This window comes from Parabacteroides faecis, assembly GCF_014647375.1.
Classification (GTDB): Bacteria; Bacteroidota; Bacteroidia; order Bacteroidales; family Tannerellaceae; genus Parabacteroides; species Parabacteroides faecis.
This window is the reverse complement of sequence record NZ_BMPB01000001.1, coordinates 364,268-386,288: the sequence shown is the minus strand read 5'-3', so window position 1 is coordinate 386,288 and position 22,021 is coordinate 364,268. Positions and strand designations below refer to the sequence as shown.

General features: G+C 37.7%; 20 protein-coding genes and 1 pseudogene. 17 read left to right on the top strand and 4 right to left on the bottom strand.

What is annotated here, in order from left to right:
• Positions 1 to 27 precede the first annotated feature (27 nt).
• Together IEY67_RS01285 and IEY67_RS01280 are read left to right on the top strand one after the other, a co-directional pair.
• Positions 28 to 417, top strand: coding sequence for a DUF3244 domain-containing protein (locus IEY67_RS01285; RefSeq protein ID WP_122353255.1), 390 nt, complete (start codon positions 28 to 30; stop codon positions 415 to 417).
• A 32-nt stretch (positions 418 to 449) separates the two neighbouring features.
• The gene (locus IEY67_RS01280) at positions 450 to 1,721 is read left to right on the top strand and encodes a C10 family peptidase (protein ID WP_122375789.1); all 1,272 of its coding nucleotides are present in this window, start codon (positions 450 to 452) and stop codon (positions 1,719 to 1,721) included.
• Positions 1,722 to 1,861: 140 nt separating this feature from the next.
• Here IEY67_RS01280 and IEY67_RS01275 read toward each other — a convergent pair whose 3' ends face one another.
• Entirely contained in the window at positions 1,862 to 2,239 is a 378-nt protein-coding gene (locus IEY67_RS01275; protein WP_183670340.1) for a hypothetical protein, read from the bottom strand.
• 211 nt (positions 2,240 to 2,450) lie between these two features.
• Here IEY67_RS01275 and IEY67_RS01270 point away from each other — a divergent pair, with 211 nt between their 5' ends.
• The 8 genes from IEY67_RS01270 (at position 2,451) to IEY67_RS01235 (ending at position 8,040) form a co-directional block, all read left to right on the top strand.
• Positions 2,451 to 2,852: a DUF4377 domain-containing protein gene (locus IEY67_RS01270; RefSeq protein WP_183670342.1), complete on the top strand. Its 402-nt coding sequence runs from the start codon at positions 2,451 to 2,453 to the stop codon at positions 2,850 to 2,852.
• Between the two features lie 63 nt (positions 2,853 to 2,915).
• Positions 2,916 to 3,812 (top strand): M12 family metallopeptidase, encoded by an 897-nt coding sequence (locus tag IEY67_RS01265; protein WP_183670343.1) that lies wholly within the window; start codon positions 2,916 to 2,918, stop codon positions 3,810 to 3,812.
• A gap of 413 nt (positions 3,813 to 4,225) precedes the next feature.
• Entirely contained in the window at positions 4,226 to 4,582 is a 357-nt protein-coding gene (locus IEY67_RS01260; protein WP_229800924.1) for a DUF3244 domain-containing protein, read from the top strand.
• A 100-nt stretch (positions 4,583 to 4,682) separates the two neighbouring features.
• Positions 4,683 to 4,913, top strand: coding sequence for an NVEALA domain-containing protein (locus tag IEY67_RS01255; protein ID WP_183670345.1), 231 nt, complete (start codon positions 4,683 to 4,685; stop codon positions 4,911 to 4,913).
• Positions 4,914 to 5,007: 94 nt separating this feature from the next.
• Complete coding sequence (locus IEY67_RS01250) at positions 5,008 to 6,120, top strand: 6-bladed beta-propeller (RefSeq protein WP_122375785.1); 1,113 nt, start codon at positions 5,008 to 5,010, stop codon at positions 6,118 to 6,120.
• Positions 6,121 to 6,136: 16 nt separating this feature from the next.
• Complete coding sequence (locus IEY67_RS01245) at positions 6,137 to 6,481, top strand: hypothetical protein (RefSeq protein ID WP_122375784.1); 345 nt, start codon at positions 6,137 to 6,139, stop codon at positions 6,479 to 6,481.
• An 83-nt stretch (positions 6,482 to 6,564) separates the two neighbouring features.
• Positions 6,565 to 7,677: a 6-bladed beta-propeller gene (locus tag IEY67_RS01240; RefSeq protein WP_122375783.1), complete on the top strand. Its 1,113-nt coding sequence runs from the start codon at positions 6,565 to 6,567 to the stop codon at positions 7,675 to 7,677.
• Between the two features lie 18 nt (positions 7,678 to 7,695).
• The gene (locus IEY67_RS01235) at positions 7,696 to 8,040 is read left to right on the top strand and encodes a hypothetical protein (protein WP_122375782.1); all 345 of its coding nucleotides are present in this window, start codon (positions 7,696 to 7,698) and stop codon (positions 8,038 to 8,040) included.
• Between the two features lie 123 nt (positions 8,041 to 8,163).
• On the opposite strand, the pseudogene IEY67_RS01230 reads toward IEY67_RS01235, so the two are convergent.
• A pseudogene (locus tag IEY67_RS01230) lies at positions 8,164 to 8,568 on the bottom strand (ATP-binding protein); the annotation flags it as partial.
• A gap of 278 nt (positions 8,569 to 8,846) precedes the next feature.
• On the opposite strand from IEY67_RS01230, the gene IEY67_RS01225 reads away from it, so the two are divergent.
• The 6 genes from IEY67_RS01225 to IEY67_RS01200 all read left to right on the top strand — a co-directional run bounded on the left by IEY67_RS01225 (position 8,847) and on the right by IEY67_RS01200 (position 19,361).
• Positions 8,847 to 9,554: a hypothetical protein gene (locus IEY67_RS01225; protein WP_122375781.1), complete on the top strand. Its 708-nt coding sequence runs from the start codon at positions 8,847 to 8,849 to the stop codon at positions 9,552 to 9,554.
• Positions 9,555 to 9,681: 127 nt separating this feature from the next.
• Positions 9,682 to 11,244 carry a PD-(D/E)XK nuclease domain-containing ATP-binding protein gene (locus IEY67_RS01220; protein WP_122375780.1) on the top strand — a complete coding sequence of 521 codons (1,563 nt, stop codon included), beginning with the start codon at positions 9,682 to 9,684 and terminating at the stop codon, positions 11,242 to 11,244.
• 1,322 nt (positions 11,245 to 12,566) lie between these two features.
• A complete protein-coding gene (locus IEY67_RS01215) occupies positions 12,567 to 15,275 on the top strand; it encodes a type I restriction endonuclease subunit R (RefSeq protein ID WP_183670347.1) in 2,709 nt (902 codons plus the stop codon).
• 1 nt (position 15,276) lies between these two features.
• A complete protein-coding gene (locus tag IEY67_RS01210) occupies positions 15,277 to 16,722 on the top strand; it encodes a type I restriction-modification system subunit M (protein ID WP_183670349.1) in 1,446 nt (481 codons plus the stop codon).
• Positions 16,723 to 16,726: 4 nt separating this feature from the next.
• Entirely contained in the window at positions 16,727 to 17,860 is a 1,134-nt protein-coding gene (locus IEY67_RS01205) for a PDDEXK nuclease domain-containing protein (RefSeq protein ID WP_183670351.1), read from the top strand.
• 34 nt (positions 17,861 to 17,894) lie between these two features.
• Positions 17,895 to 19,361 (top strand): restriction endonuclease subunit S, encoded by a 1,467-nt coding sequence (locus IEY67_RS01200; protein WP_183670353.1) that lies wholly within the window; start codon positions 17,895 to 17,897, stop codon positions 19,359 to 19,361.
• On the opposite strand, the gene IEY67_RS01195 is transcribed toward IEY67_RS01200, so the two are convergent.
• Entirely contained in the window at positions 19,356 to 19,967 is a 612-nt protein-coding gene (locus IEY67_RS01195; RefSeq protein WP_229800923.1) for a restriction endonuclease subunit S, read from the bottom strand. The genes IEY67_RS01200 and IEY67_RS01195 overlap by 6 nt on opposite strands.
• On the opposite strand from IEY67_RS01195, the gene IEY67_RS01190 reads away from it, so the two are divergent.
• Positions 19,951 to 20,754, top strand: coding sequence for a tyrosine-type recombinase/integrase (locus IEY67_RS01190; RefSeq protein ID WP_183670355.1), 804 nt, complete (start codon positions 19,951 to 19,953; stop codon positions 20,752 to 20,754). The two genes, IEY67_RS01195 and IEY67_RS01190, sit on opposite strands and share 17 nt — an antisense overlap.
• A gap of 25 nt (positions 20,755 to 20,779) precedes the next feature.
• On the opposite strand, the gene IEY67_RS01185 is transcribed toward IEY67_RS01190, so the two are convergent.
• Positions 20,780 to 21,979 carry a restriction endonuclease subunit S gene (locus tag IEY67_RS01185; protein WP_183670357.1) on the bottom strand — a complete coding sequence of 400 codons (1,200 nt, stop codon included), beginning with the start codon at positions 21,977 to 21,979 and terminating at the stop codon, positions 20,780 to 20,782.
• Positions 21,980 to 22,021 lie beyond the last annotated feature (42 nt).

The window sequence follows — 22,021 nt, the reverse complement described above, 5'->3', positions numbered from 1 at the left end:
AGAGTAGAAATTAATAAAATTATCGTTATGGCAAAGAACCTCAAAAAGCCTGTTGGGGCAATGTGTGTATTTCTTTTTTTCAGTTGTTTACTACTACAGAGTATATCAGCGGAAGGGAGCAAGAGGGTTTCATTTTGGGGAGAATGGAGAGAAGATACTCGTTCCATTTCTCCTTCAATTCCAATCTCCGCTTTTATTAATGATGGTGTCTTATCCATTCATAGTAGTACTCAACGTTCTGATATAACAATATGTATATCGAAAGACGGAAAGGTACTTTATGAAGAAATGATTCCGGCATCGAAAACTGATTGTGTTACAATTGATTTGAGTGAATTTGAATCTGGAACTTATTCTATTGGATTGAAAAATCAATGGGCTGATTGTCTTTGGGGAGAGTTGTTTTTAAATGAATAGTTTGTATTATTATGAACTCAAAATATTAAAGTATGAAGACTATATTTAAATTAATGCCAGTTATGATGGTATTATTGTTTTGCAGTTGTAATCAAAGAGAAGTTGAAGAATTATCTCAAGTATCTCTAAAAGGTTCTATTGCGGAAAATTCTCTTGTAGAAAGCGTAACACTTGATCTTCTTAACAAGTTTAGCAAGTCTCTTCGAAATTCATCTCTAACAAAGTCTGAAAATAGCATTATCGTAGATGAATCAATAAAAACAACTTATCATTTTAAATGGAATCATGAAACAAATACTAAATCAAATGGTCCACAAATTCCTGATTCGGTAAGTGTTGATTTGTATTTAATGAAGTTTCATGAAGCAGACGGAACTTTAGGTTATTCAATTGCAACAGGAGATGAAAGAATAAATAAAGTTTATGTCTATTCACATGGGGATATTAGTGATACCGCCCGGATTTATCCTTTGGCTCATATTATAAAATCAATACCTTTCATTGTTAAAAATGATCTTGAAAATTATTATAAAAATCCGTCAGAAACTATACATACTTATGGTGCACGTCCTGATATAACTACTCATGGACCTTTACTTTGCACTCATTGGCATCAGGAATATCCTTATAATAGCCAAATTAAAGCTTTTCCTGTGATGAATGCACATCCGACCTTAAAGGGGCATGCTCCAGTGGGATGCGCGGCAACAGCAACTGCGCAAGTAGTGACTTTTTATTCAAAATTTAAATCAGATATTATGGCAAATGGAAAACCTTACGTTTATAATTTTTCAAAATTTGCATTTGTGGCAGTTCCTGGAGAAGATGCTCAATTTGAGGTTAGCCAATTATGTAAAGAGATAGGTATTGCACTTGGTATAGATTATTATCCAACCGTGGGGATTTTGTATGATCCTCGTAAAATTGGGACATACTTGGCTGATAAACAAGGATATTCAGTAGAAACAAAATATCACAAGAATATTGATATAAATAAATTGGCAGATCTTATCATGAAAAATAATCCACATATCACAGCAGGAGTTATGCATGGTACAACAAGTGGTCATGTATGGGTATGGGATGGCGTACAAATGAATTGGAATACAAATGAAGTTATGATGGTCCATTGTAATTGGGGGATGGGGATTCAAAAAGATTCTGATTTTGGCAGTGATACATGGTTTACACCAGCAACAATGAGTCAAATAGATTCACAACAGCCGGCATTGACTGATGATCAAGTCCAGATATATTTATCAAATAATAATTCATATTACCCCGGTGGAGGTGGTATATTGTAAAACTATAAGAATAAGAGAAATTGTCAAAAGCAATATGAATGTAATAAATGTATTTATTTTATCAATCAACTATTTTTTAATTAAAAAATAAACGTAGAGAAGTCTATTTATATACAAAAATATAAGAATTGTATTTCAAATTATTTTTCTTCTGCTTTTTGTATTATTGTTAAAAGAGAATAGTAGTTGATCTTTTTTATTCCAATAGACAATTTGCGCTCTTTTTCAGGATTGTTGGCTACTTTTATTAATATGGACTTACCGTCATTTTTTTTAATGAGCGTATACCAACTGCCATTAATTGTATCACCTTCAATTATAGAATTATTTTCATCAGTGACAGTCATAGTCCAATAAGTTGAACTTGCTTGAATCTCTGTCTCTTGTAGATCAGAATTTAATACAACTGGATTTTTTTCAAATGTTACAATAGTGGAAGTTTCTACTTCGTTTTCAGATTTATCACAACTACATATAATTGTAGGAAAAATTAATAATAGAAAATACAGTTTATTCATGATGTTATTCTTTTGTTTATCTATAATAATAGATGCATTTGTATGATAAAAAGCTGCATAAAATATATAAATACTATTTGTACTGGATAAAAATAGCAATACAAAAACTAAATCCAGTATTATTATATAGAACTGAATGATATATTTAACATATATAGTGCAGCAAATAAATCTCTAAAAGCATCATTTATGTAAATAAACAATTAAATATATGATTCGTATGAGATTATTTATAATAGTAGTTTTTGGTATTTTTTGTTTAGTTTCATGTAATGATAATGATTTGCCTGAAAATAATAAAAAAAGTGTACATTCGGTTGAAACTTATACGATTTTTGTTGCACCCAATACAGTAATTATTAAAGATTCAATTTCAAACTCAAAGAAAGAGTGTATATTGATCAAATATGCAAATGTTGATATGGATAAATGGATTCCATTTGAATCTGTAATAGACAGATTTGAATATGAGCTAGGATACGAATATACTTCATTAATAACAGTTGTTACATATAATGTATATTCATATGATAATAGTCAAAAAATGACAGAAAAATTTGAGAAGGAATATGTTCTAAGAAAAATATTGAAAAAACGAAAATTTCATAATTAATTTGTTTTTTATAATACTTATTTTATATATATTCACCACTATAATATTAAAATTGTATATGATATGAAAAGTGTTTTAGTTTGTATTACTTCATTTTTTTTATGGAGTTGTAGTGATGGTAATTTGCCTTTAGAAAAAAGTCTTTTGGAAGCCGATATAGGTGCCTTGGTAAAATCAACATTATCTGTTGAAAGTGATTCTGTTAATATTTGTCAAGAAATTGCATTTGAATCGCTAGTAAAAGATACCATAAGGCTTGCTAATGGTCTGCAGTTATCAAAAGTAAATGAACAATATGTATGTGGTGATATACTGTTGAGTGATAAACAAGTTGAATTACTTGCTAAAAAGAATGTATCCCGTGGAGTTTCTATTTCTGAGTTATCCCAAATATGGCAAGATAAAGTTGTTTATTTTGTATTTGCTTCTAACGTTTCTTTAGAAGATCAAAATATAATATATGATGCTATGTATGAATGGGAAAGTGCATGTAATATTTTATTTAGAGTGGGACAGGGTTCTGGAGATTATATCGAATTTATTATAGGTAATGGTAGCTACTCAAATCTTGGTCGAATAGGTGGAAAACAAACTTTAAGTCTTTCTATTGCAGGATGGAATAAAGGAACTGTTATGCATGAACTTGGACATGCATTAGGAATGTTACATGAGCATCAGCATCCAATGAGAGACAATTATATAATAGTAAATGAAAGGAATATTCAAATTCCTGCTAGAGATCAGTTCGACATTTGGCCTTATGGCTATGCGTCATCAAAATTTGATTTTGACTCTATAATGATGTATGGATCCTATGCATATTCAAGAAATAATCAACCTACAATGACGAAAAAGGATGGTACAACTTGGACTGCTAATAGGTCATATATAACATTTAATGATCAGTTAGTTGTTATGAATTTATATGGTCATTATTTGCCACCAGGTCCAATTGGATAATTTTTGATAAGTTTGCATGATTACAAAGTGATAAATTAAAAATTCGTATTTCTGATTTGTTCTATAAAGATTCATTTTAGATAGCTGGTTAAAACTGGCTATCTAAAATGAAAATACTTAAAAAGACTATCTTGTTTTTATCTTCTGATTATCTCTTTTCTGTCACTAAATGTAGGCAACGTTTAAAAGAGCGGATCAATCAACATCTGACGACTCCGTTAGAGGGTGAAATGTCCATTGAAGCTTACCTTTGGAAATACTGAGAAACAGGCTGTCCATATTCTACTTTGTTCAATTCTTTAAAAGCGTTTATTATCAATGCTTAGAGTGCTCTTGGCTGTCCACTTGTTGTCCATTGGTATTATATATAAACCTTATACCTTTGCAAGGTAGAAATTATTAAAATTATCGTTATGGTAAAAGCTCAAAAAAAGCTTGCTTGGGGAATGTGCACATTATTTGTTTTCAGTAGTCTATTGCTACAGAGTGTATTGGCGGAGGGAAAAAGAAGTATTTCTTTTTGTGGAAATTGGAAAGAAGGTGCTCGTTCCATTTCTCCCTCAATTCCGATCTCAGCTTTTGTTAATGATGGTGTTTTATCCATTCATAGTAATACTAAATGTTCCGATATAACAATATATATATTGAAAGGCGGAAAGGCTTTTTATGAAGAAATGATCCAAGCATCGGAGACGGACTATATTACAGTTGATTTAAGAGGATTTGATGAGGAAGATTATTTTGTTGAGTTAAGAAATCAATGTGGCTGATTGTCTTTGGGGAGAAATTAATCTTAAATAAATTGATTATAGAAAATTGTTTCATGAATGAGACAATGATAATGTTGTTAACTAACTAAATATTTGAAAAATGAAAAGAAAAGTAACTGGTTTTATTGCAATTGCTGCTATTGCATTGTTAGCAGGATGGAATGGTGTTCAGCAGGCAGATAATGTGAAGCTATCTGAGCTAGCTCTTGAAAATGTAGAAGCATTGGGGTGTGGTGAGGTAATTGGTTGGTGGCATGGTAATTATCGTGTTACTAATTATGGTTGTGCTTGGACTTGTACAGCAGGAGGTGTACTTAATTGTCCATATTAGTGCTTATAGGTGAATTTTTTAAGACTAATTTGAGTTATTAAGAAGATAATTCAAATTAGTCTTTCATTTTTTTATCAATATATTTATTTTACTTATGAAGAAATTTGTATTTATATTATTAAGTTTTTGTTTTTTATTCTCATGTCATCAATTTCAGAATAGGAGTATAGGACTTGTATATGTTGTTAATGTGGATGAAGCTCAGAAGAGTGATTTCTATTCAATGTTTGATAGTGTGGCCTATATCTCTTTGGAGACAATAGATGATAATGAAATTGGTCAGATTGACAGAATTTTATATTATAATGAGAAATATATAATTACAGACAGACTGACTAATAGGGTTTTTATCTTTAATGATGATGGCAAATTTTATTCTGCTATAGATGCTATTGGTAATGGACCGGGAGAATATGTACAAATAACAGATGTTGCTGTAGATAAGTTTGAAGATATGATTAAAATTCAAGATGCTATGCAGGGAAAAATTGTTTCTTATGATCTGGATGGTCATTTCATAAAGGAAACAAAATTTCCTATATTTCCTGCTCCTATGCAGTTTTGTCAAGTAAACAAAGATAAGTATGCATTTGATTATCAGCGTTGTTCGAAAGAAAAGGAATGGCAATATAATTTGTCGATAAATTCGGAGGATTTTTCCGGAAAGATCAGCAAATATTTACCTTATGATAAGTCTTTGGATGTTTGCTTTTCTCCGAGGGTTACTCTTCAAGATGTAAATGGTGAGATTCTTTATATACCTTTATATAGTTCTACTGTATATACTATTGATTCTTCAGATGTAAAGCCACGTTATATATTTGATTTCGGAAATAAATGGGTTAGCCAAGAATTTATAGATACAAAATGGAAAGATGCTCTTGAATTCAGAAATAAATTAAACGATGTGAATTTTGTTTACTATTTCAATTTGTTGGAATCGGGATCTCATATTTGTGCTGAATTTATGTACAAAGAAAATAAGTATCATATGGTGATAGATAAAGAAACAGATCATTTATTTCTACAGCAAGAAACAGAAGCCTATAAATGCCATTATACGGAGAATCCTATGTGTTGTATCGGGAATCAGTTTGTAATTCCTCTGACTCCCTTTGAATATAATTCTATGATAGGTGAAGATGCCGTTCAACTTCCTGACGATAATAATCCGGTACTGATGTTTGCTACCTTTAAAAAATTCTGATTATAAACTTATTGATATGAAATTATTATTGCTATTGTTTGTTTTAATGCAAGGTTTAGTAGGAGATAAACCTGATTGTAAGGCGTTTTATGAGGAAACATTGTATCCAATATCTTTATCCGCCAGACTTTTCAAAAAAGAAAAGACAGATGAATACTATCTCTTATATTTAAAGGGTGAGGACGATGGCGATAAAGAAGTTGTTGTCCGGTTACTTAAGAATCAAATGGGAAAAAGTATATTTCTCTTTGCTGTAGACAAGAGCTTGATCAGTAAAAGAAAAGGAGAAACGGCCCTTCATATCTTAGCTCCGATGAAAGATGGTTTCAATGTCCGGATATTTACGGATCTTTGTGAATAAGTATCAGAATAAGAAATTGGATATGAAAGTTATTCAAATTTTAATTAGTTGATATCTTTTAGGTTTTGAAAATTATATTCTGTATGAAAAAATCTATAACTTTATTATTAACCATCTGTTTTTTATTTTCGTGCCGTTCATCTCGGGATGGAAATGCGGAACATATATACATTGTAAATGTTGATGAAGCTCAGGACAGTGAATTTTATTCGATGTTCGATAGTGTCGCTTATATCCCTTTGGAAACAAAAGAGGATCTTGAAATCGGCAAAATCAATCGGATCTTATATCTCAATGAGAAATATATAGTTTGGGATGGATTGACTAATATGGTCTTTATCTTTAATGATGATGGAACATATTATTCCAAAATAGACGCAATCGGTAATGGGCCAGGGGAATATGCACAGATTATAGATATTGCTATAAATAAGTATGATGGAACAATCAAAATCTTAGATGCTATGCAGAAGAAAATCGTCACTTTTGATAAGGAAGGGCAGTTTGTAGGAGAAACAAAACTGCCAGTCTCTTCTACACCTCAACATTTTTGTCAAGTAAATAGGGAAAAGTATGCATTTGATTTTCAGCGTTGTTCTTATGAAAAAGAGTGGCAATATAATGTATCTGTGAATTCAGAGGACTTTACCGGGGAAATCAATAAGTATTTTCCTTATGATAAACCTCTGAGTATTTGTTTTTCTTCAAGAGTTACTCTTCAGGATGTAAATGGTGAGATCCTTTGTTTGCCATTATATAGTCCTACTGTGTATACAATTGACTCTTTGGAAATGAAACCTCGTTATTCTTTTGATTTTGCCGGAAAATGGGTGAGTCAGGATTTTATAGATACTGAATGGAAGGATGCTCTTGAATTCATGAATAAATTAAACGATGCGAATTTTGTTCACTATTTTCATTTACTGGAATCCGGATCACATATTTATGCTGAATTTATATATGGAGAAAATAAATATCATCTGGTGATAGATAAAGAAACGGATCATCTATATTTGCAGCAGGAATCAGAGGCTTATAAATGTCATTATTCGGAGATACCAATGTGTTGTGTTGGGAATAAGTTTGTTATTCCTTTAACTCCTTTAGAATATAATTCGATGGTTACTGAAAATACTGTTCAACTGCCGGAAGATAATAATCCGGTGCTTATGTTCGCTACATTTAAGAATTTCTAATTATAAACTGGTGTTGATATGAAACTATTACTTTTATTATTTCTTTTTCTGCAAGGCTTGACAGGGAATGAATCTGATTGTAAAGCCTTTTATGAGAAAACATTGTATCCTATATCTCTAAAAGGTAATCTTATTAAAAAGGAAAAAACGGATGAATACTATCTGTTATATGTGAAGAATGAAGAAGAGGGTGGGAAAGAGGTTATTGTCCGGTTGCTTAAGAATCAAACAGGAAAAAGTATATTCCTCTTTGCTTTAGATAATAGTCTGATCAGCAAACGAAAAGGGGAAACAGCTCTCCATGTCCTGGCTCCGATATCAAACGGTTTCAAAGGGCGGATATTTCCGAATCTCTGCGAATAAATTTTAAGATCCGAAAAGCTATCATGTTGGACCAGGCTCGCAAAGAGATAAAGAAATAATTATCAGATAGCGAATGAAGTTTATGGTTTCCGGTAAATTTGTGTTTAACTAAGAAGCTGTCTTTCAATAAATCTCATTCGCCAGTTTCCATGCCTGAATATGTTTTATCCCCTGATTTAAAGGGAATGAAATATCATCAAGGGAAACTACATATTTTTCATAATTATCAGGAATGGCTTCTAAAGATGCATATTCGCGACGGATTGTCTGTTCGTTGTATCCTGTACCATAAGCAAATCCGGGATAAAGATAATTTTTAAAAGACAGGTCGTTAATATAATATTTACAGTTACCGGAAATTGTATCTTTCCCTCTTATATCATATCGTTCTGCCTTATGAATCAAAAAAGTATCTTCGATGTATCCTATATAATTAGAAACAGTATCCTTAATAGCAGCAATATAATTTCGTTTAGTCTCATTGTTGGGTAAAACAAACAATTCCGGTAAAGCACCAGTTTCCATATATCTTATCAGTATAACTATGCCTGATAAACCCTAATTCCGGTACATTCCCATTCCAGAAATTATACCGCTGCATTAATGCAAAATATTCTTCCATACTCGAAAATATCTCCCCAAAGATAAAAATATTCTTCCACACTCGAAAATTTTGCATTGAATATTGGACTGTGTTAGCTCCAGATATACTCAAAAAGTAACTGAATATTTTTATTTTCAACGTATGCAGCGGTTTTGAATATAATCTCATCTTACATAATGTAAACTTAAATACAAGGTAGGTCATGAGAACTCTAAATTTGAAATTCCCTTTATTACTTTTGTTGGTTGCGGTGTGTGCTGTTTTAAGTGCGTGTAGGTTTGATGAGGATGAAAAGATGTACTCTTCAAGGAGTTATGATGAGACTTACGCATTGTTGCGACCTTATATATTAGTGAATGAATCAGATGAATTTGAACTAAGTGCAGGTAAGGAGGTGACCGATCTGTTGAGAATTTATCCGGGGCATATTTCAAAATTAAAAGGAGAGTTGTATGATATAAATCTGCAGATAAAGAAAGCATTGAATGATCCTTTGTGTTCACAGGTTCTGATGGTTACAGAACGTCAGGGTGCCCTTATTAAAAAAACTGCACCTAATCTTAAATATGAGATCAGTTCGAATGAGCCAGATATAATAACTACACGTGCTGACGCATATATGACTATCGATTCCGATCAGGGAGGAAGTGCTGTTTTTACCGGCGGAGCACAGGTAAGATCAGATATCAGTATGTATCCCGGATCTGCTTCTCCCTATGTGCTAAACTTTCATTGTAAAACCGGTGAGCTCAGGGAGGGTGAGAATTATATTTGCTGGACGGGGACGGTTGGCTCCACACTTACAAACTGGTGGTATGCCAATAACCCTGATGGAAATAATACTCGTTGGAGCTACAATGCAGATGATTTGGGTGGAGGTGCTTATGGAAGTGCTGTTTTTCAATGGTAAGGCGGGGAATTCCCAAATGTACGAGTATCGGATTTGACGTTGATTTATCGTCAAGAAAAGATTACTTGTCTTTTATGCCTGAAATTACTATCTTTGTTATCGTATCAAAATAAGTAAACTGAAGAATATGGAAGCGAACTACAGGCGTTATCCGATCGGGATCCAGAATTTCGAGCAGTTGAGGAAACGGAATTGTGTGTATGTGGACAAGACCGAACTGGTCTATCGGTTGGCGAATACCGATAGTGTATATTTCCTGAGCCGCCCGCGACGGTTTGGGAAGAGTCTGCTGGTTTCTACGCTGGAGGCTTATTTCCAGGGGAAAAAAGAACTTTTCTCCGGACTGGCTATGGAGCGATTGGAAAAAAGCTGGGAGATATATCCTATCCTGCACATAGATTTCAGTTTAACGAAATATACGAATCTGTTCGATTTGCAGGAACAGTTGAATCTCTTTTTGTTACGTTGGGAAAAGGAGTATGGGAAGGAAGAAGAGGAAACAACGCCTGCGGCCCGTCTGCAGGGGATTATAAGAAGAGCATACGAGCAGACCGGTAAGCCTATTGTCGTATTGGTAGATGAATACGATGCTCCTTTATTGGATAGTAATTCCGATATACCCTTGCAGCAAGAACTTAGAAATGAGATGCGGAAGTTTTTCAGTCCGCTCAAGGGACTGGGGCAATACTTGCGATTCCTCTTTATCACAGGTATCAGCAAGTTTAGCCAGATGAGTATCTTCAGTGAACTGAATAACTTGAAAAATATCAGTATGCGCGATGAATTCAGTACGATATGCGGTATTACCGAACAGGAGTTGCTGACGGAACTGGAACCTGATATTGAATGGATGGCTGCGGCTAATGGGGAGACTTTTGAAGAGGCTCGCGATCATTTGAAGCGGCAATATGATGGCTATCATTTCAGCAAACGGTGTGAGGATATTTACAATCCGTTCAGCTTGTTCAATGCTTTTGATTCGAAAGAATACAAGAATTATTGGTTCTCTACGGGTACACCTACCTTTCTCATCGATTTATTACAGGAAGTGGACTTCGATGTTCGTGAACTGGATGGGGTGGAAGCTACCGATGAGCAGTTTGACGCACCGACGGAACGTATCACGAGTCCTATACCTGTTCTTTATCAGAGCGGTTATTTAACGATAAAAGGATATGATCCGGACTTTCAAACTTATTGGTTGGCATATCCCAATGGCGAGGTGCGTAAGGGTTTTATCGAATCGTTGCTTCCCGCCTATATCGGGTTGCCGGGGCAGAGCAATACTTTTTATGTCGTTTCGTTTATACGCGATTTGCGCAAAGGTGATATCGAGAGTTGCCTGGAGCGTACCCGCTCTTTCTTTGCTTCTATCCCGAACGATTTGGAGAACAAGACTGAAAAACATTATCAGACTATCTTTTACCTGTTGTTCCGCCTGATGGGGATGTATGTGGAAACGGAAGTAAAGAGTGCTGTCGGTCGTGCGGATGTAGTTATAAAAATGCGGGATGCTATCTATGTATTAGAATTTAAATATGACGGAACAGCAGCAGAGGCTTTGGCTCAAATCGAGAGCAGGCAATATGCGATTCCTTATAACAAAGACGGGCGGCGCATTGTGAAGGTCGGTATTAATTTTGACAGTGCCACACGGACGATCGGGGATTGGATGATCGTCGAAGAATGAAATAAGGACTTTTAATCATAACTTATAAACTGACGATAACGGAGGTGTTTATAAGTTATACTTAATAAAATACCTATATTTGTACATTGAAGTTACTAACTTTTCTTGTAGTAATTGAAAGTAAACGAGTTAGGCAGTCTTTTTATGGATTACGAACCTTAATAGGTTACGATTTAGTTAGATACAGAATGTTTCGGTATTCCATGCTTTGCAAGACTTCAATCAACTCTACTATTTGCAAAAATAATACTTTTCTGCGGATATTCGAGTGATTCCTCTGCGTTTTTTGGAATTGTTTTGGCAGAATATTGTCCTTACTCATGATGTATAGACTTTCTTACCTATGGTTCATCCGTTTCTCTCTGTTTATCCTCCACGGAATACGTTTTCTACCCATCGCATCAGACAGTCATTTTCGTTTTGGATGCAAAGGTAATTCCGGGATTTTACGAAGATGCAAGGTCGGGCCTTCTGTTTTCGGAAGAAATCTCCACGCCTCAATCCTTTCGGGTAGTATTTCCTTCCGAAAAACCTTGCATCTTCTAATCCCGACCTTTTTAGAGCACCCGAAACGAAAACGACCGATGCGAAAAGAAAACGCATAAAAAAATGTCGGATAAACAAGAAACGGAAGTTTGGAAACTCAACTTCCTCCGCTCTTAGAGCCGCATTAAATCCTCTATCAATGTAGCACGTATGAAAGCAATGTTTCATCAATGATTGCAAGTTTTCTTCTGAGTATTCTTGTGTGTTCACAAAATTTATCGTTGTTCCACGTGTTTGCAATATTACAATCCTTCTTGCGGACATTCCTGCAAACGAGTTATCTTGCAGGCTATGCCATTTGCAAATTCTAACGTATGCAAGTAACATTGATTGCTTACGTAATGGCAAAGAAGAATACGTTCAATACAAAAATTCCAATCCGTTTCAGACGGATTTTTATGTTCGTCAAAGAACAGCAAGGTATGTTTTGAGTTACCCGAAATGATTCGGGTAACTTAAAACGCCTTGCCCTTGCAGGGAACTGAATTATCCTCCGAAGTCGGATAATTCCAAATAAGCGACACCTTGTGAGCATGGGTTGCACATATATACTTTCTCTTATACTTTTTGTCCAAATAAACAAGGGGAAACCGATAAAAATTGCTACCTTTGCACTCATTATCGGACTGCTAATGACCTGAGAAAACAATTAAAACAACATACGAAACTCCTTCGCTGTCTTATAGGCTTTGGTCAGCCTCGCAGGGATAGCGGAGGAGTTTTCGCTTTAATAGAAACTTCCGATAATATTGCATTATCGGCATTATATAGAAGCTATGACACCGGAAGAAAAGGCAAGAGTAAAGATAGACAAGCTGTTTCAAGAAGCAGGTTGGTCCGTTGTCGACCGTGACCAATATACGCCTGCATTTACAGCGGCAGCTATAAGAGAGGGGCTTCTTGAAAAAAATTTTAGAGCGGACTATTTTTTGTTTATTAATGGTAAGGCTGTGGGGGTATTGGAAGCCAAACGTGCGGAAATTGACCCTTCTACTTCTGTTGTAGCAGAGCAGGCAGAAGGTTATATCAGGTCTGTACCATCTTGTTACCAAGCATACCAAAGTCCTTTACCACTTATATATACATCTAACGGAGAATATACTTACTTTAGGGATAGCCGTGAAAAGGAATCGGAATTGACCGCCATTAACAGAATACACAAGCCGAAAGAAATTGTAAAAATGCTTGGTATCACTGACTTTTGGGCAGGGCTACCTACATTGCAGAAGAAAGGACTGCGTGATTGCCAGTTCGAGGCGATTACGGAATTGGAAACCAGTTTCCGCACGGGACAAGACCGTGCTTTAATGGTGTTGGCGACCGGGGCGGGAAAGACATACACTGCCGTAACCGCCGCTTACCGCTTCTTGAATTACACTTCGATACGCCGTGTATTGTTTCTTGTTGATAGAAACAACTTGGCGAAACAAGCGGAGGGCGAATTCGGTACGTACCGCCTTACCGAAAACGGGGACGCTTTCAATAATATTTATGGAGTCAACCACTTGCGTTCTTCCAAAATACCGAAAGATGCTAATGTGATTATATCCACCATTCAGCGAGTTTTCGCCTTGCTGACAGGACAAGAAATTGTGGATAACGAGGACGAGGAAGAAGAAACCAACGAAGACGGAAAAACCGTAGAGTTGTTGGGTAACCTCCAACTGCCGCATGATTTCTTTGACTTGATTGTCATTGACGAGTGCCACCGCTCTATCTATGGGCGTTGGAAAGCTGTTTTAGAATACTTCGACACCGCCCGGCTGATTGGCTTGACTGCAACTCCTATTCCTGAGACCAAAGCGTTTTTCAATAACAACATCGTTATCAACTATACCCTTGAAAAATCTATCATTGACGGGGTGAATGTGGATTGCAGGGTATATCGTATCAAGACCGAAGCGACTGAAAACGGAGGGGCTATCAGGAAAGGCGACCCTTTGCACCGTGAAACCCGATATACGGGTAAGGTTGAAACCATTCGCAATGTGGAAACCAGCACCTACACAAAGGAGGAATTGAACCGAAGCATCATCAATCCCTCTCAAATAAAACTGATATTGGAAACCTATCGTGATTCGGTATATACCGAGATGTTCACCGAACCGCAACGGGAAGCCAACTTCGACTATCTGCCCAAGACATTGATATTTGCGCTCAATGAAAAGCATGCTACCAACATTGTTAGGATTGCCAAAGAGGTGTTCAACCGTGAGGACGACCAATTTGTACAGAAAATAACCTACTCCGCCAATGATAGCAACGAATTGATACGACAATTCCGAAATAACAAGGAGTTCCGCATTGCCGTTACTTGTACGTTGGTGGCAACGGGTACAGATGTCAAGCCGCTTGAAGTGGTGATGTTTATGCGTGATGTGGCTTCCGAGCCGCTTTACATTCAAATGAAAGGACGTGGCGTGCGTACAATCGGTGATGAGCAACTGCGGGCGGTTACTCCTAACGCTGTCAGCAAGGATTGTTTCTTCTTGGTGGATGCGGTCGGTGTGACGGAAAGTGCCAAGGTGATTACTACACCGGACGAAGAACAACCCGCCACCATTACATTGGAACGGTTGCTCGAACTGCTCGCTCACGGCAATGTAAGTGATGACAACTTGCGACTGCTTGCCGCTCGTTTGGCTCGCATACACAACAAGTCTAACGAAGAACAGCGGAAACATTTTGTAGATTTGGCGCATATCGAAATGTCAGCCATTTCCGCTAATATATACAATGCATTGGAAAGCGGCACTTTGCCGGAGTACAAAAACATCAACGAGCCGAACAATGAACGTAAAGGTTTGGTGGCAGCAATAGTCAATCACCCCGAAGCCCGTAAATACTTGCTCATCCTGAATGCAGGTTTCGTGAACACGTTGCAACCGGGCGAGGATACGTTGATTTCAAAAGGCTTCTCGCAAGAAGAAGCAGCCGCCACGGTTTCGGCTTTCGAGGAATACTGCCATAAGCATTGTGACGAAATAGAAGCCCTGCGCATCATATACAACAATACGGGTGAACCTTTGACGTATACTTTACTCCTTGACTTGGAACGGAAATTGCGTCAATTTGATTCAAAGTTCACCACTTCGATGTTGTGGAACAATTATGCCATTCTCTATCCGGACAAGGTGAAGAAGCGTTCCACTAAAGAGGAACAAAAGGCGCTGACAAACATTATTCAGCTTGTCAGAAAGGCGTATCACCAAATAGAACGGTTGGAAAGTCTGTACCCGGCAGCAGCGCAGCGTTTCAACCTTTGGTACGGTCAGCGTCAAAGACTTTTGTCTGATGCACAAATTGAGGTCATACGACAAATAGTGAATTATGTAGCATCCAACGGTGCTTTGACAATAAAGGAAATACGGGAAATGGATAAGGATAAAGCCAATGCGCTGATTAGGGTGTTTGGCAATATGACTGTGGTGAACGAGACCATCGAATCCCTTTCTACATTTATATTAACAGCAAAAGCGGCATAACATGGCTAAAAATACAGATAACGCTATCAGCAATAAACAATCGGCTTTAACTCAAAAAGTATGGAACTTGGCTGACGTTCTCGCAGGTGCGGGCGTGGGCTTCACCGATTATATCACGCAACTCTCTTACTTGTTGTTCCTCAAAATGGATGATGAGAGTGTAAACTGTTACGGGGAAGAATCGGCTCTGCCCGAGGGCAACCGTTGGACGGACTTAATCGAACTTGACGGTGAAGACTTGATTGATAAATATGAGAAGATACTGAAAGAGTTGAGCGGACTAAGCAACCTTATCGGTACAATCTATTCAAAAGCCCAAAACAAGATAGACAAACCCGTACATCTTCAGAAAGTTATCTCCTTAATCAATGAAGAAAATTGGTTGATTATGGAAGGCGATGTAAAAGGGGCTATCTACGAAAGTATTCTTGAAAAGAACGGAAAGGATAAAAAGAGCGGTGCGGGGCAGTACTTTACGCCTCGTCCGTTGATTAAGGCGATGGTCGATGTAACGCAACCGAAAATCACCGAAACCGTATGCGACCCGGCTTGTGGTACGGGTGGATTCCTCCTTGCGGCATACGACTATATGAAAGGTCAGTCGCAAGACAAAAAGGAACTCGACTTCTTGAACAATGAGGCTTTGCACGGTGTGGACAATACCGCACTTGTGGTTACCTTGGCTTCAATGAACCTCTACCTCCACGGCATCGGCACAGACCGTAGCCCGATTGTTTGCGAGGACTCTTTGGAGAAAGCTCCCGAAAAGTTGGTGGATGTGATTCTTGCCAATCCTCCGTTTGGCGACCGTCCGTCCGGGTCTGTAGCATTGAACCGTGATGATTTTTATACCGACACGAACAACAACCAGCTGAATTTCTTGCAGCATATCATGGTTTCGCTTCGCAATGGCGGTCGTGCTTCTGTCGTCTTACCCGACAATGTGTTGTTTGATGGCGCGGGCGAAACCATCCGTAAAGAGTTGCTTAAAAACTTCAACCTGCATACCATTCTCCGTTTGCCAACGGGCATCTTCTACGCCAATGGCGTGAAAGCGAATGTGTTGTTCTTTACCAAAGGCACACCGACTACCGATGTGTGGTTCTATGACTACCGCACGGGGGTGAAGCACACGTTGGTGCAAAGTCCGATGGAACGCCACCACCTCGATGACTTCGTGAATTGCTACAAGGTGGGCGACACGCAGCATCGCGTGGAAACCTACAACGAGACCGATAACCCCAACGGACGTTGGCGCAAGTATTCGGTGAACGAACTTCTCGCGCGCGACAAGACAAGCCTTGACATTACTTGGATAAAACAGACGGACGAAAGCCTCGACCGTCCGCTCTCGGAAATGATTGCCGACATCAAGGCTAAGAGCGAAAATATCTACAACGCGGTCGCTGAACTTGAAAAACTTTTGGCTAATATTGAGGAGGAATAGTATTATGGAGAAAAAAATACAAAAAAAGGAAGAACAGCTTACGCCATCAGAAATTCGCTTTGCGGATGAATTGCGAAATATTGTACTTTCAAATTTACGAAAGGCGTATGCTGCCATCAACTATACTCAGGTCAATACAAATTGGAATTTAGGTCGCCGCATCGTGGAAGAAGAACAACACGGTGAGGCTCGTGCAGAATATGGGAAACGTGTAATAGCTATTGCTTCAAGGATTCTTACAGAAGAATTTGGTCGTGGCTATTCAGAAACTAATTGCAAAAGCTTTAGGCGTTTCTATCTCGAATTTCAAGGATTTACAATTGGGCAGACGGTGTCTGCCCAATCAGACATGGAAAATCGGCAGACACCGTCTGCCCAAATCGACAATCATCTTGAATTACTTTCGTGGTCGCATTACGAACGCCTGATGAGAGTCTCTGACAAGAAAGCACGCGATTGGTATATGCGTGAGGCTGCTAAGGAAATGTGGAGTTTTCGTACACTCAATCGCAACATAAACACACAATACTATGAGCGTATGATGCTGTCGCAGCTTTCTGACGATGTAAAGCACGAGATGATGCTTAAAACGTCATTTTATCAACATGATAAATTTGAGTTTATCAAAAATCCTACTGTTCTTGAATTTCTTGGGCTTCCCGGTAATTCCGGTTATACAGAGCGAAAACTTGAACAGGCTATCATTGACAACATGGAGCATTTCTTACTTGAAATGGGAAAAGGCTTCGCGCTGGTGGCTCGTCAACAATTAATTCGTACTCCGCAAGAGGATTACTATGTAGACTTGGTGTTCTATAATTATTTACTCAAATGCTTTGTCTTAATTGACCTCAAATTAAATAAGGTATCCTATCAGGATGTAGGCCAGATGGATATGTATGTGAAGATGTATGATGAACTTCGGCGTGGCGCGGATGATAATCCTACTATTGGAATTGTGCTTTGTTCTGAAACGGATGAGAATATCGCACGCTATTCTGTGTTAAAAGGAAACGAACAGCTCTTCGCTACTAAATACAAACTGATTCTTCCCTCAGCACAAGAACTGCAAGAAGAAATAAGCCGCCAAACTGCTATTTTGAAATTACAGTTTGGGAACGAAGATAGCAATATGTGAGACGCTGTCTCACATATTTTAAAAACGAAATCAAATGGACACCAAAAAATTACGTCAAAAAATACTCGACCTTGCCATTCGTGGAAAGCTTGTACCGCAAAACCCTGCGGACGAGCCGGCTTCCGTATTGCTTGAACGCATCAAAGCGGAGAAAGAACAACTCATCAAAGAGGGCAAGATTAAACGAAGCAAGAAATCATCTAAAACTACCGATACGCCCCATTATGGGAACGTGCCGTTTGAAGTGCCGAGTTCGTGGGTGTGGTGCAAGTTGGACGATTTAGCCTTTTACAAAAAAGGACCTTTTGGAAGTAGCTTAACTAAAGCTATGTTTGTTCCTAAAGGCGATAAAACATACAAGGTATATGAACAAAAAAATGCTATTCAGAAAGATGAGCATTTAGGAACTTATTATATAACGGAAGAAAAATATCAGTCACTCATTGGCTTTGCAGTTCAACCGTATGATATAATAGTAAGTTGTGCTGGTACGATTGGTGAATCCTTAGTTCTTTCGGAGAATCCTGATGAAGGAATTATCAATCAAGCTCTAATGCTAATAAGGTTATTCAATCGAAGTATTGAACGATTTTATTTGCTTTACTTTGATTATATCCTAAAGGAAGAAGCATATAAAGAAAGTAAAGGAACTGCTATCAAAAACATTCCACCGTTTGATGTTCTAAAGAATTTTTACATACCTATACCCCCACTGGCAGAGCAATTAAAAATCATTCAAGAAGTTGATAAATGGTTTGAATTTGTTGATGCGATTGAAAAAGATGCTGTACATCTTCACAACCTTATTGCCCAAGCCAAAAGTAAAATCCTTGACCTTGCCATTCACGGTAAACTCGTCTCGCAAGACCCTACGGACGAGCCAGCTATCGAATTGCTCAAACGCATAAATCCCGACTTCATACCTTGTGATAACGGGCATTATGAGAACTTGCCCAATGGGTGGTGTTGTACTTCTATAAATGAAATGTGCTCAAGTACTAATGGTTTATGGAAAGGCAAGAAACCACCATTCATAAATGTAGGTGTTATCCGAAATGCCAATTTTACAAAGGACTTCAAATTGGATTACACTAAGATTGAATTCATAGACGTTGAACAAAGGTCTTTTGAGAAACGTAATTTGCGTAATGGAGATTTAATTGTGGAAAAATCAGGTGGAAGCGAGAAAAATCCCGTTGGCAGAGCAATCCTTTATGAGGGAAAAGATAACGTCTATTCATTCAGCAATTTTACAATGTCTTTGCGAATTGAATATCCTGAAATCTTGCATTACAAGTATCTATATTACTTGCTGTTGCAAAACTATAACCAAGGGGACATGAAACAAATGCAAACACAAACTACTGGATTACACAATTTAATATTAGACAAGTATCTGTCCATAAAGATACCATTACCTCCTTATAAGGAACAGTTAAGAATGGTTGAAAAGATTGAGTACCTTAGCAAGATTCTTGATAGAATAACGGAAGAGCTATAACTCCTCCGTTATTTTATCAAGCGTAGCAAACAATAAATGTATTTTGTTTGCTATGCGTTCTTGCTCGGCAAGAGGTGGTATGCCAATGTTGATATTTTCGATAATTGCTTTACTTACTCGTTGTTGACCTACTACGCCATTGAATGTGCCTACACACTGATTAATAAAGTAATCCGACTTAAAGAAACATAGTCCGAAATGAGCGTCAATACATTGCGACCTAAATACGTGTAGTTCGGTCGTACCAGCACCTATTTCATTTGGCAAACCTTTTAATATCATTGATTTTCTGTTCTCAAGACAAGGAGATATTTTAGCTACTGCAATATCTCCATTTGCAAAGTGAGTGAAACCTGATTTTATTTTGCACCAAGGTCTCGTTTCATAAATAAAATCATTAGAATAACCTTCTGAAATCATTGCCATAGGAACGAAACCCGCATCAATGTTTTCATCATCGACTTTATTCCTTGGATTGATAGTAAATGCTTCTTTAATAGGAACACAGCACCACCCATCGGGCAAGTTCTCATAATGCCCGATAGATGCACATATATTACTGCCGTATTCACCAATAAACAAGAAGAATATGGTAGTAAAATTCAAACGACATTTAGCCAAAACCAACTTGGCTAAAAATACCGTTACATCGTATGTGTGGACGGTAAACTATTTCCTTGAACATTACAAGGAAGTCAACAAGAAGAACCTTTTAGCCTATAAGGGTTACTTGGTGGAAAACTTCAGCCCTCAAACTGTAAATCTACGGTTACAAGGTATCAACAAGTTCTTGGAGTTTACGAAGCAGGACAAGCTAAAACTGAAATTCGTAAAGGTACAGCAAAAGAATTTCTTGGAGAATGTAATCAGCGATGCGGATTACAAGTTCTTCAAAGCGAAGCTAAAGGCAGACGGCTATGATGAATGGTATTTCATTGTATGGTTTATGGCTGCAACCGGGGCGCGTGTCAGTGAACTGCTCCAAATCAAAGCAGAGCACGTGAAAGTCGGTTACTTAGATATGTACAGTAAAGGCGGAAAAATCCGCCGTCTGTATATCCCGAAAAACCTGCGCACCGAAGCCGAAAAGTGGCTGAACGGCATGGGGTTGACATCGGGATATATCTTCTTGAACCGTTTCGGCAAGCAAATTACCACTCGTGGCATTGCGCAACAACTAAAGCATTTCGCTGAAAAGTACGGTCTGAATCGTGATGTGGTCTATCCACATTCTTTCCGCCACCGCTTTGCCAAGAACTTTCTCGACCGTTTCAACGACCTTGCTTTGCTTGCCGACCTCATGGGGCACGAGAGCATAGAAACCACTCGCATCTATCTTCGCCGCACCGCCAGCGAACAACAAAAGATTGTGGATAAGGTAGTAAATTGGTAGCACCATTCCTTAGAAGCGTTCTCGCTTATGCTTCTAAGGAATTTTGAATACCGTCAAGAATAGAGAATGTTTCTTCAATCTTGGCTACAATGCGTTGTTGCTCGGCAAGAGGGGAAATAGGAAACGGGAAATCATCCAAATTTGACTTGTTGATAGACGGAGAATTATCCCCTTTCATAAAATGGTTCAATCCGCTTACTACATAGTCAGAAAGCATCATATTCAGACAGTACTTTGGCAATATAGAGCCATTGGAATGACACACATAAAACCCTGTTGAAGCAATACATTCATCACATTCTATCATTGCGATGTTGCGCAAATAAGGACGAACCATAGAAAACAGAACATCACCATTTTCAGTGTGTCGACTTGCTCGACTTGGAGCTAAAGAAACACTTATTGATTTCGGACGTACTATATTCAGATGGTTGTCAATACTGTCAATATCTGCATATAAGAATGTATCTCCCTTTGGTTTTGTGCTGCGCATCGAAGTAAAAATACATTTCCCTTGGGCAAAAATCCACCCGCTCGGTACATCAAACGGATAATGCCCGTTATCACAAGGTGTGAAGTCGGGATTTATACGTTTAAGCAATTCAATGGCGGGTTCGTCCGCAGGGTCTTGCAGGACGAGTTTACCGTGAATAGCCAAATCGAGAACTTTGCTTTTGGTTTGGGCTATAACCGTTTGCAATTCGGTGGCATTTGATTCAAGGTTGTCAATCAACTTATACCATTTTTCAATCTCGCCAACTATACGCAGTTGTTCTGCAAGTGGTGGAAGTGGCAACAATGTAGATGACGCAGTTTCTATTGACAACTTTGGTTGAGCTACTTGATGAAACTTGGAGCTAAAATGCTCTTGTGAATTTGTTGATAATAAAGCATACATCAGATACAATCTATTACAACCAATATCGGTCAATTTAGCTGCATTTTCCGTTAAACTCATACCACTAACCTCTTGGGGGATTTCCCCAACGTCACCGATAGTACCTGCTATAGTAAGATACAAGTCATTTGAAGAAATAGTGTAGTTTTTTATTTCTTGAAACACATCTTCTTCAATATATTTCAAATCATCGAGAGAAATAGTTCTGTTCTTCATGTTGGTAACACGAAGATAAATATGTTCAGTACATTGATTAGAAAAGCCTTTACCTTTGGGAATTCTTTTGCCACCTTTTATACTGCACAAATCTTCCAATTTGCACCACATCCAATTATCGGGTATCTCAAACGGCACGTTCCCATAATGGGG

Bases quoted from the DNA above. Each gene is read 5' to 3' on its own strand.
- IEY67_RS01240 (WP_122375783.1), top strand. From the start codon at position 6,565: ATGAAAAAATCTATAACTTTATTATTAACCATCTGTTTTTTATTTTCG.
- IEY67_RS01285 (WP_122353255.1), top strand. From the start codon at position 28: ATGGCAAAGAACCTCAAAAAGCCTGTTGGGGCAATGTGTGTATTTCTT.
- IEY67_RS01270 (WP_183670342.1), top strand. From the start codon at position 2,451: ATGATTCGTATGAGATTATTTATAATAGTAGTTTTTGGTATTTTTTGT.
- IEY67_RS01250 (WP_122375785.1), top strand. From the start codon at position 5,008: ATGAAGAAATTTGTATTTATATTATTAAGTTTTTGTTTTTTATTCTCA.
- IEY67_RS01190 (WP_183670355.1), top strand. From the start codon at position 19,951: ATGGTAGTAAAATTCAAACGACATTTAGCCAAAACCAACTTGGCTAAA.
- IEY67_RS01220 (WP_122375780.1), top strand. From the start codon at position 9,682: ATGGAAGCGAACTACAGGCGTTATCCGATCGGGATCCAGAATTTCGAG.
- IEY67_RS01185 (WP_183670357.1), bottom strand. From the start codon at position 21,979: ATGTGGTGCAAATTGGAAGATTTGTGCAGTATAAAAGGTGGCAAAAGA.
- IEY67_RS01225 (WP_122375781.1), top strand. From the start codon at position 8,847: ATGAGAACTCTAAATTTGAAATTCCCTTTATTACTTTTGTTGGTTGCG.
- IEY67_RS01280 (WP_122375789.1), top strand. From the start codon at position 450: ATGAAGACTATATTTAAATTAATGCCAGTTATGATGGTATTATTGTTT.
- IEY67_RS01245 (WP_122375784.1), top strand. From the start codon at position 6,137: ATGAAATTATTATTGCTATTGTTTGTTTTAATGCAAGGTTTAGTAGGA.
- IEY67_RS01210 (WP_183670349.1), top strand. From the start codon at position 15,277: ATGGCTAAAAATACAGATAACGCTATCAGCAATAAACAATCGGCTTTA.
- IEY67_RS01265 (WP_183670343.1), top strand. From the start codon at position 2,916: ATGAAAAGTGTTTTAGTTTGTATTACTTCATTTTTTTTATGGAGTTGT.
- IEY67_RS01260 (WP_229800924.1), top strand. From the start codon at position 4,226: ATGGTAAAAGCTCAAAAAAAGCTTGCTTGGGGAATGTGCACATTATTT.
- IEY67_RS01200 (WP_183670353.1), top strand. From the start codon at position 17,895: ATGGACACCAAAAAATTACGTCAAAAAATACTCGACCTTGCCATTCGT.
- IEY67_RS01255 (WP_183670345.1), top strand. From the start codon at position 4,683: ATGAAAAGAAAAGTAACTGGTTTTATTGCAATTGCTGCTATTGCATTG.
- IEY67_RS01215 (WP_183670347.1), top strand. From the start codon at position 12,567: ATGACACCGGAAGAAAAGGCAAGAGTAAAGATAGACAAGCTGTTTCAA.
- IEY67_RS01205 (WP_183670351.1), top strand. From the start codon at position 16,727: ATGGAGAAAAAAATACAAAAAAAGGAAGAACAGCTTACGCCATCAGAA.
- IEY67_RS01235 (WP_122375782.1), top strand. From the start codon at position 7,696: ATGAAACTATTACTTTTATTATTTCTTTTTCTGCAAGGCTTGACAGGG.
- IEY67_RS01275 (WP_183670340.1), bottom strand. From the start codon at position 2,239: ATGAATAAACTGTATTTTCTATTATTAATTTTTCCTACAATTATATGT.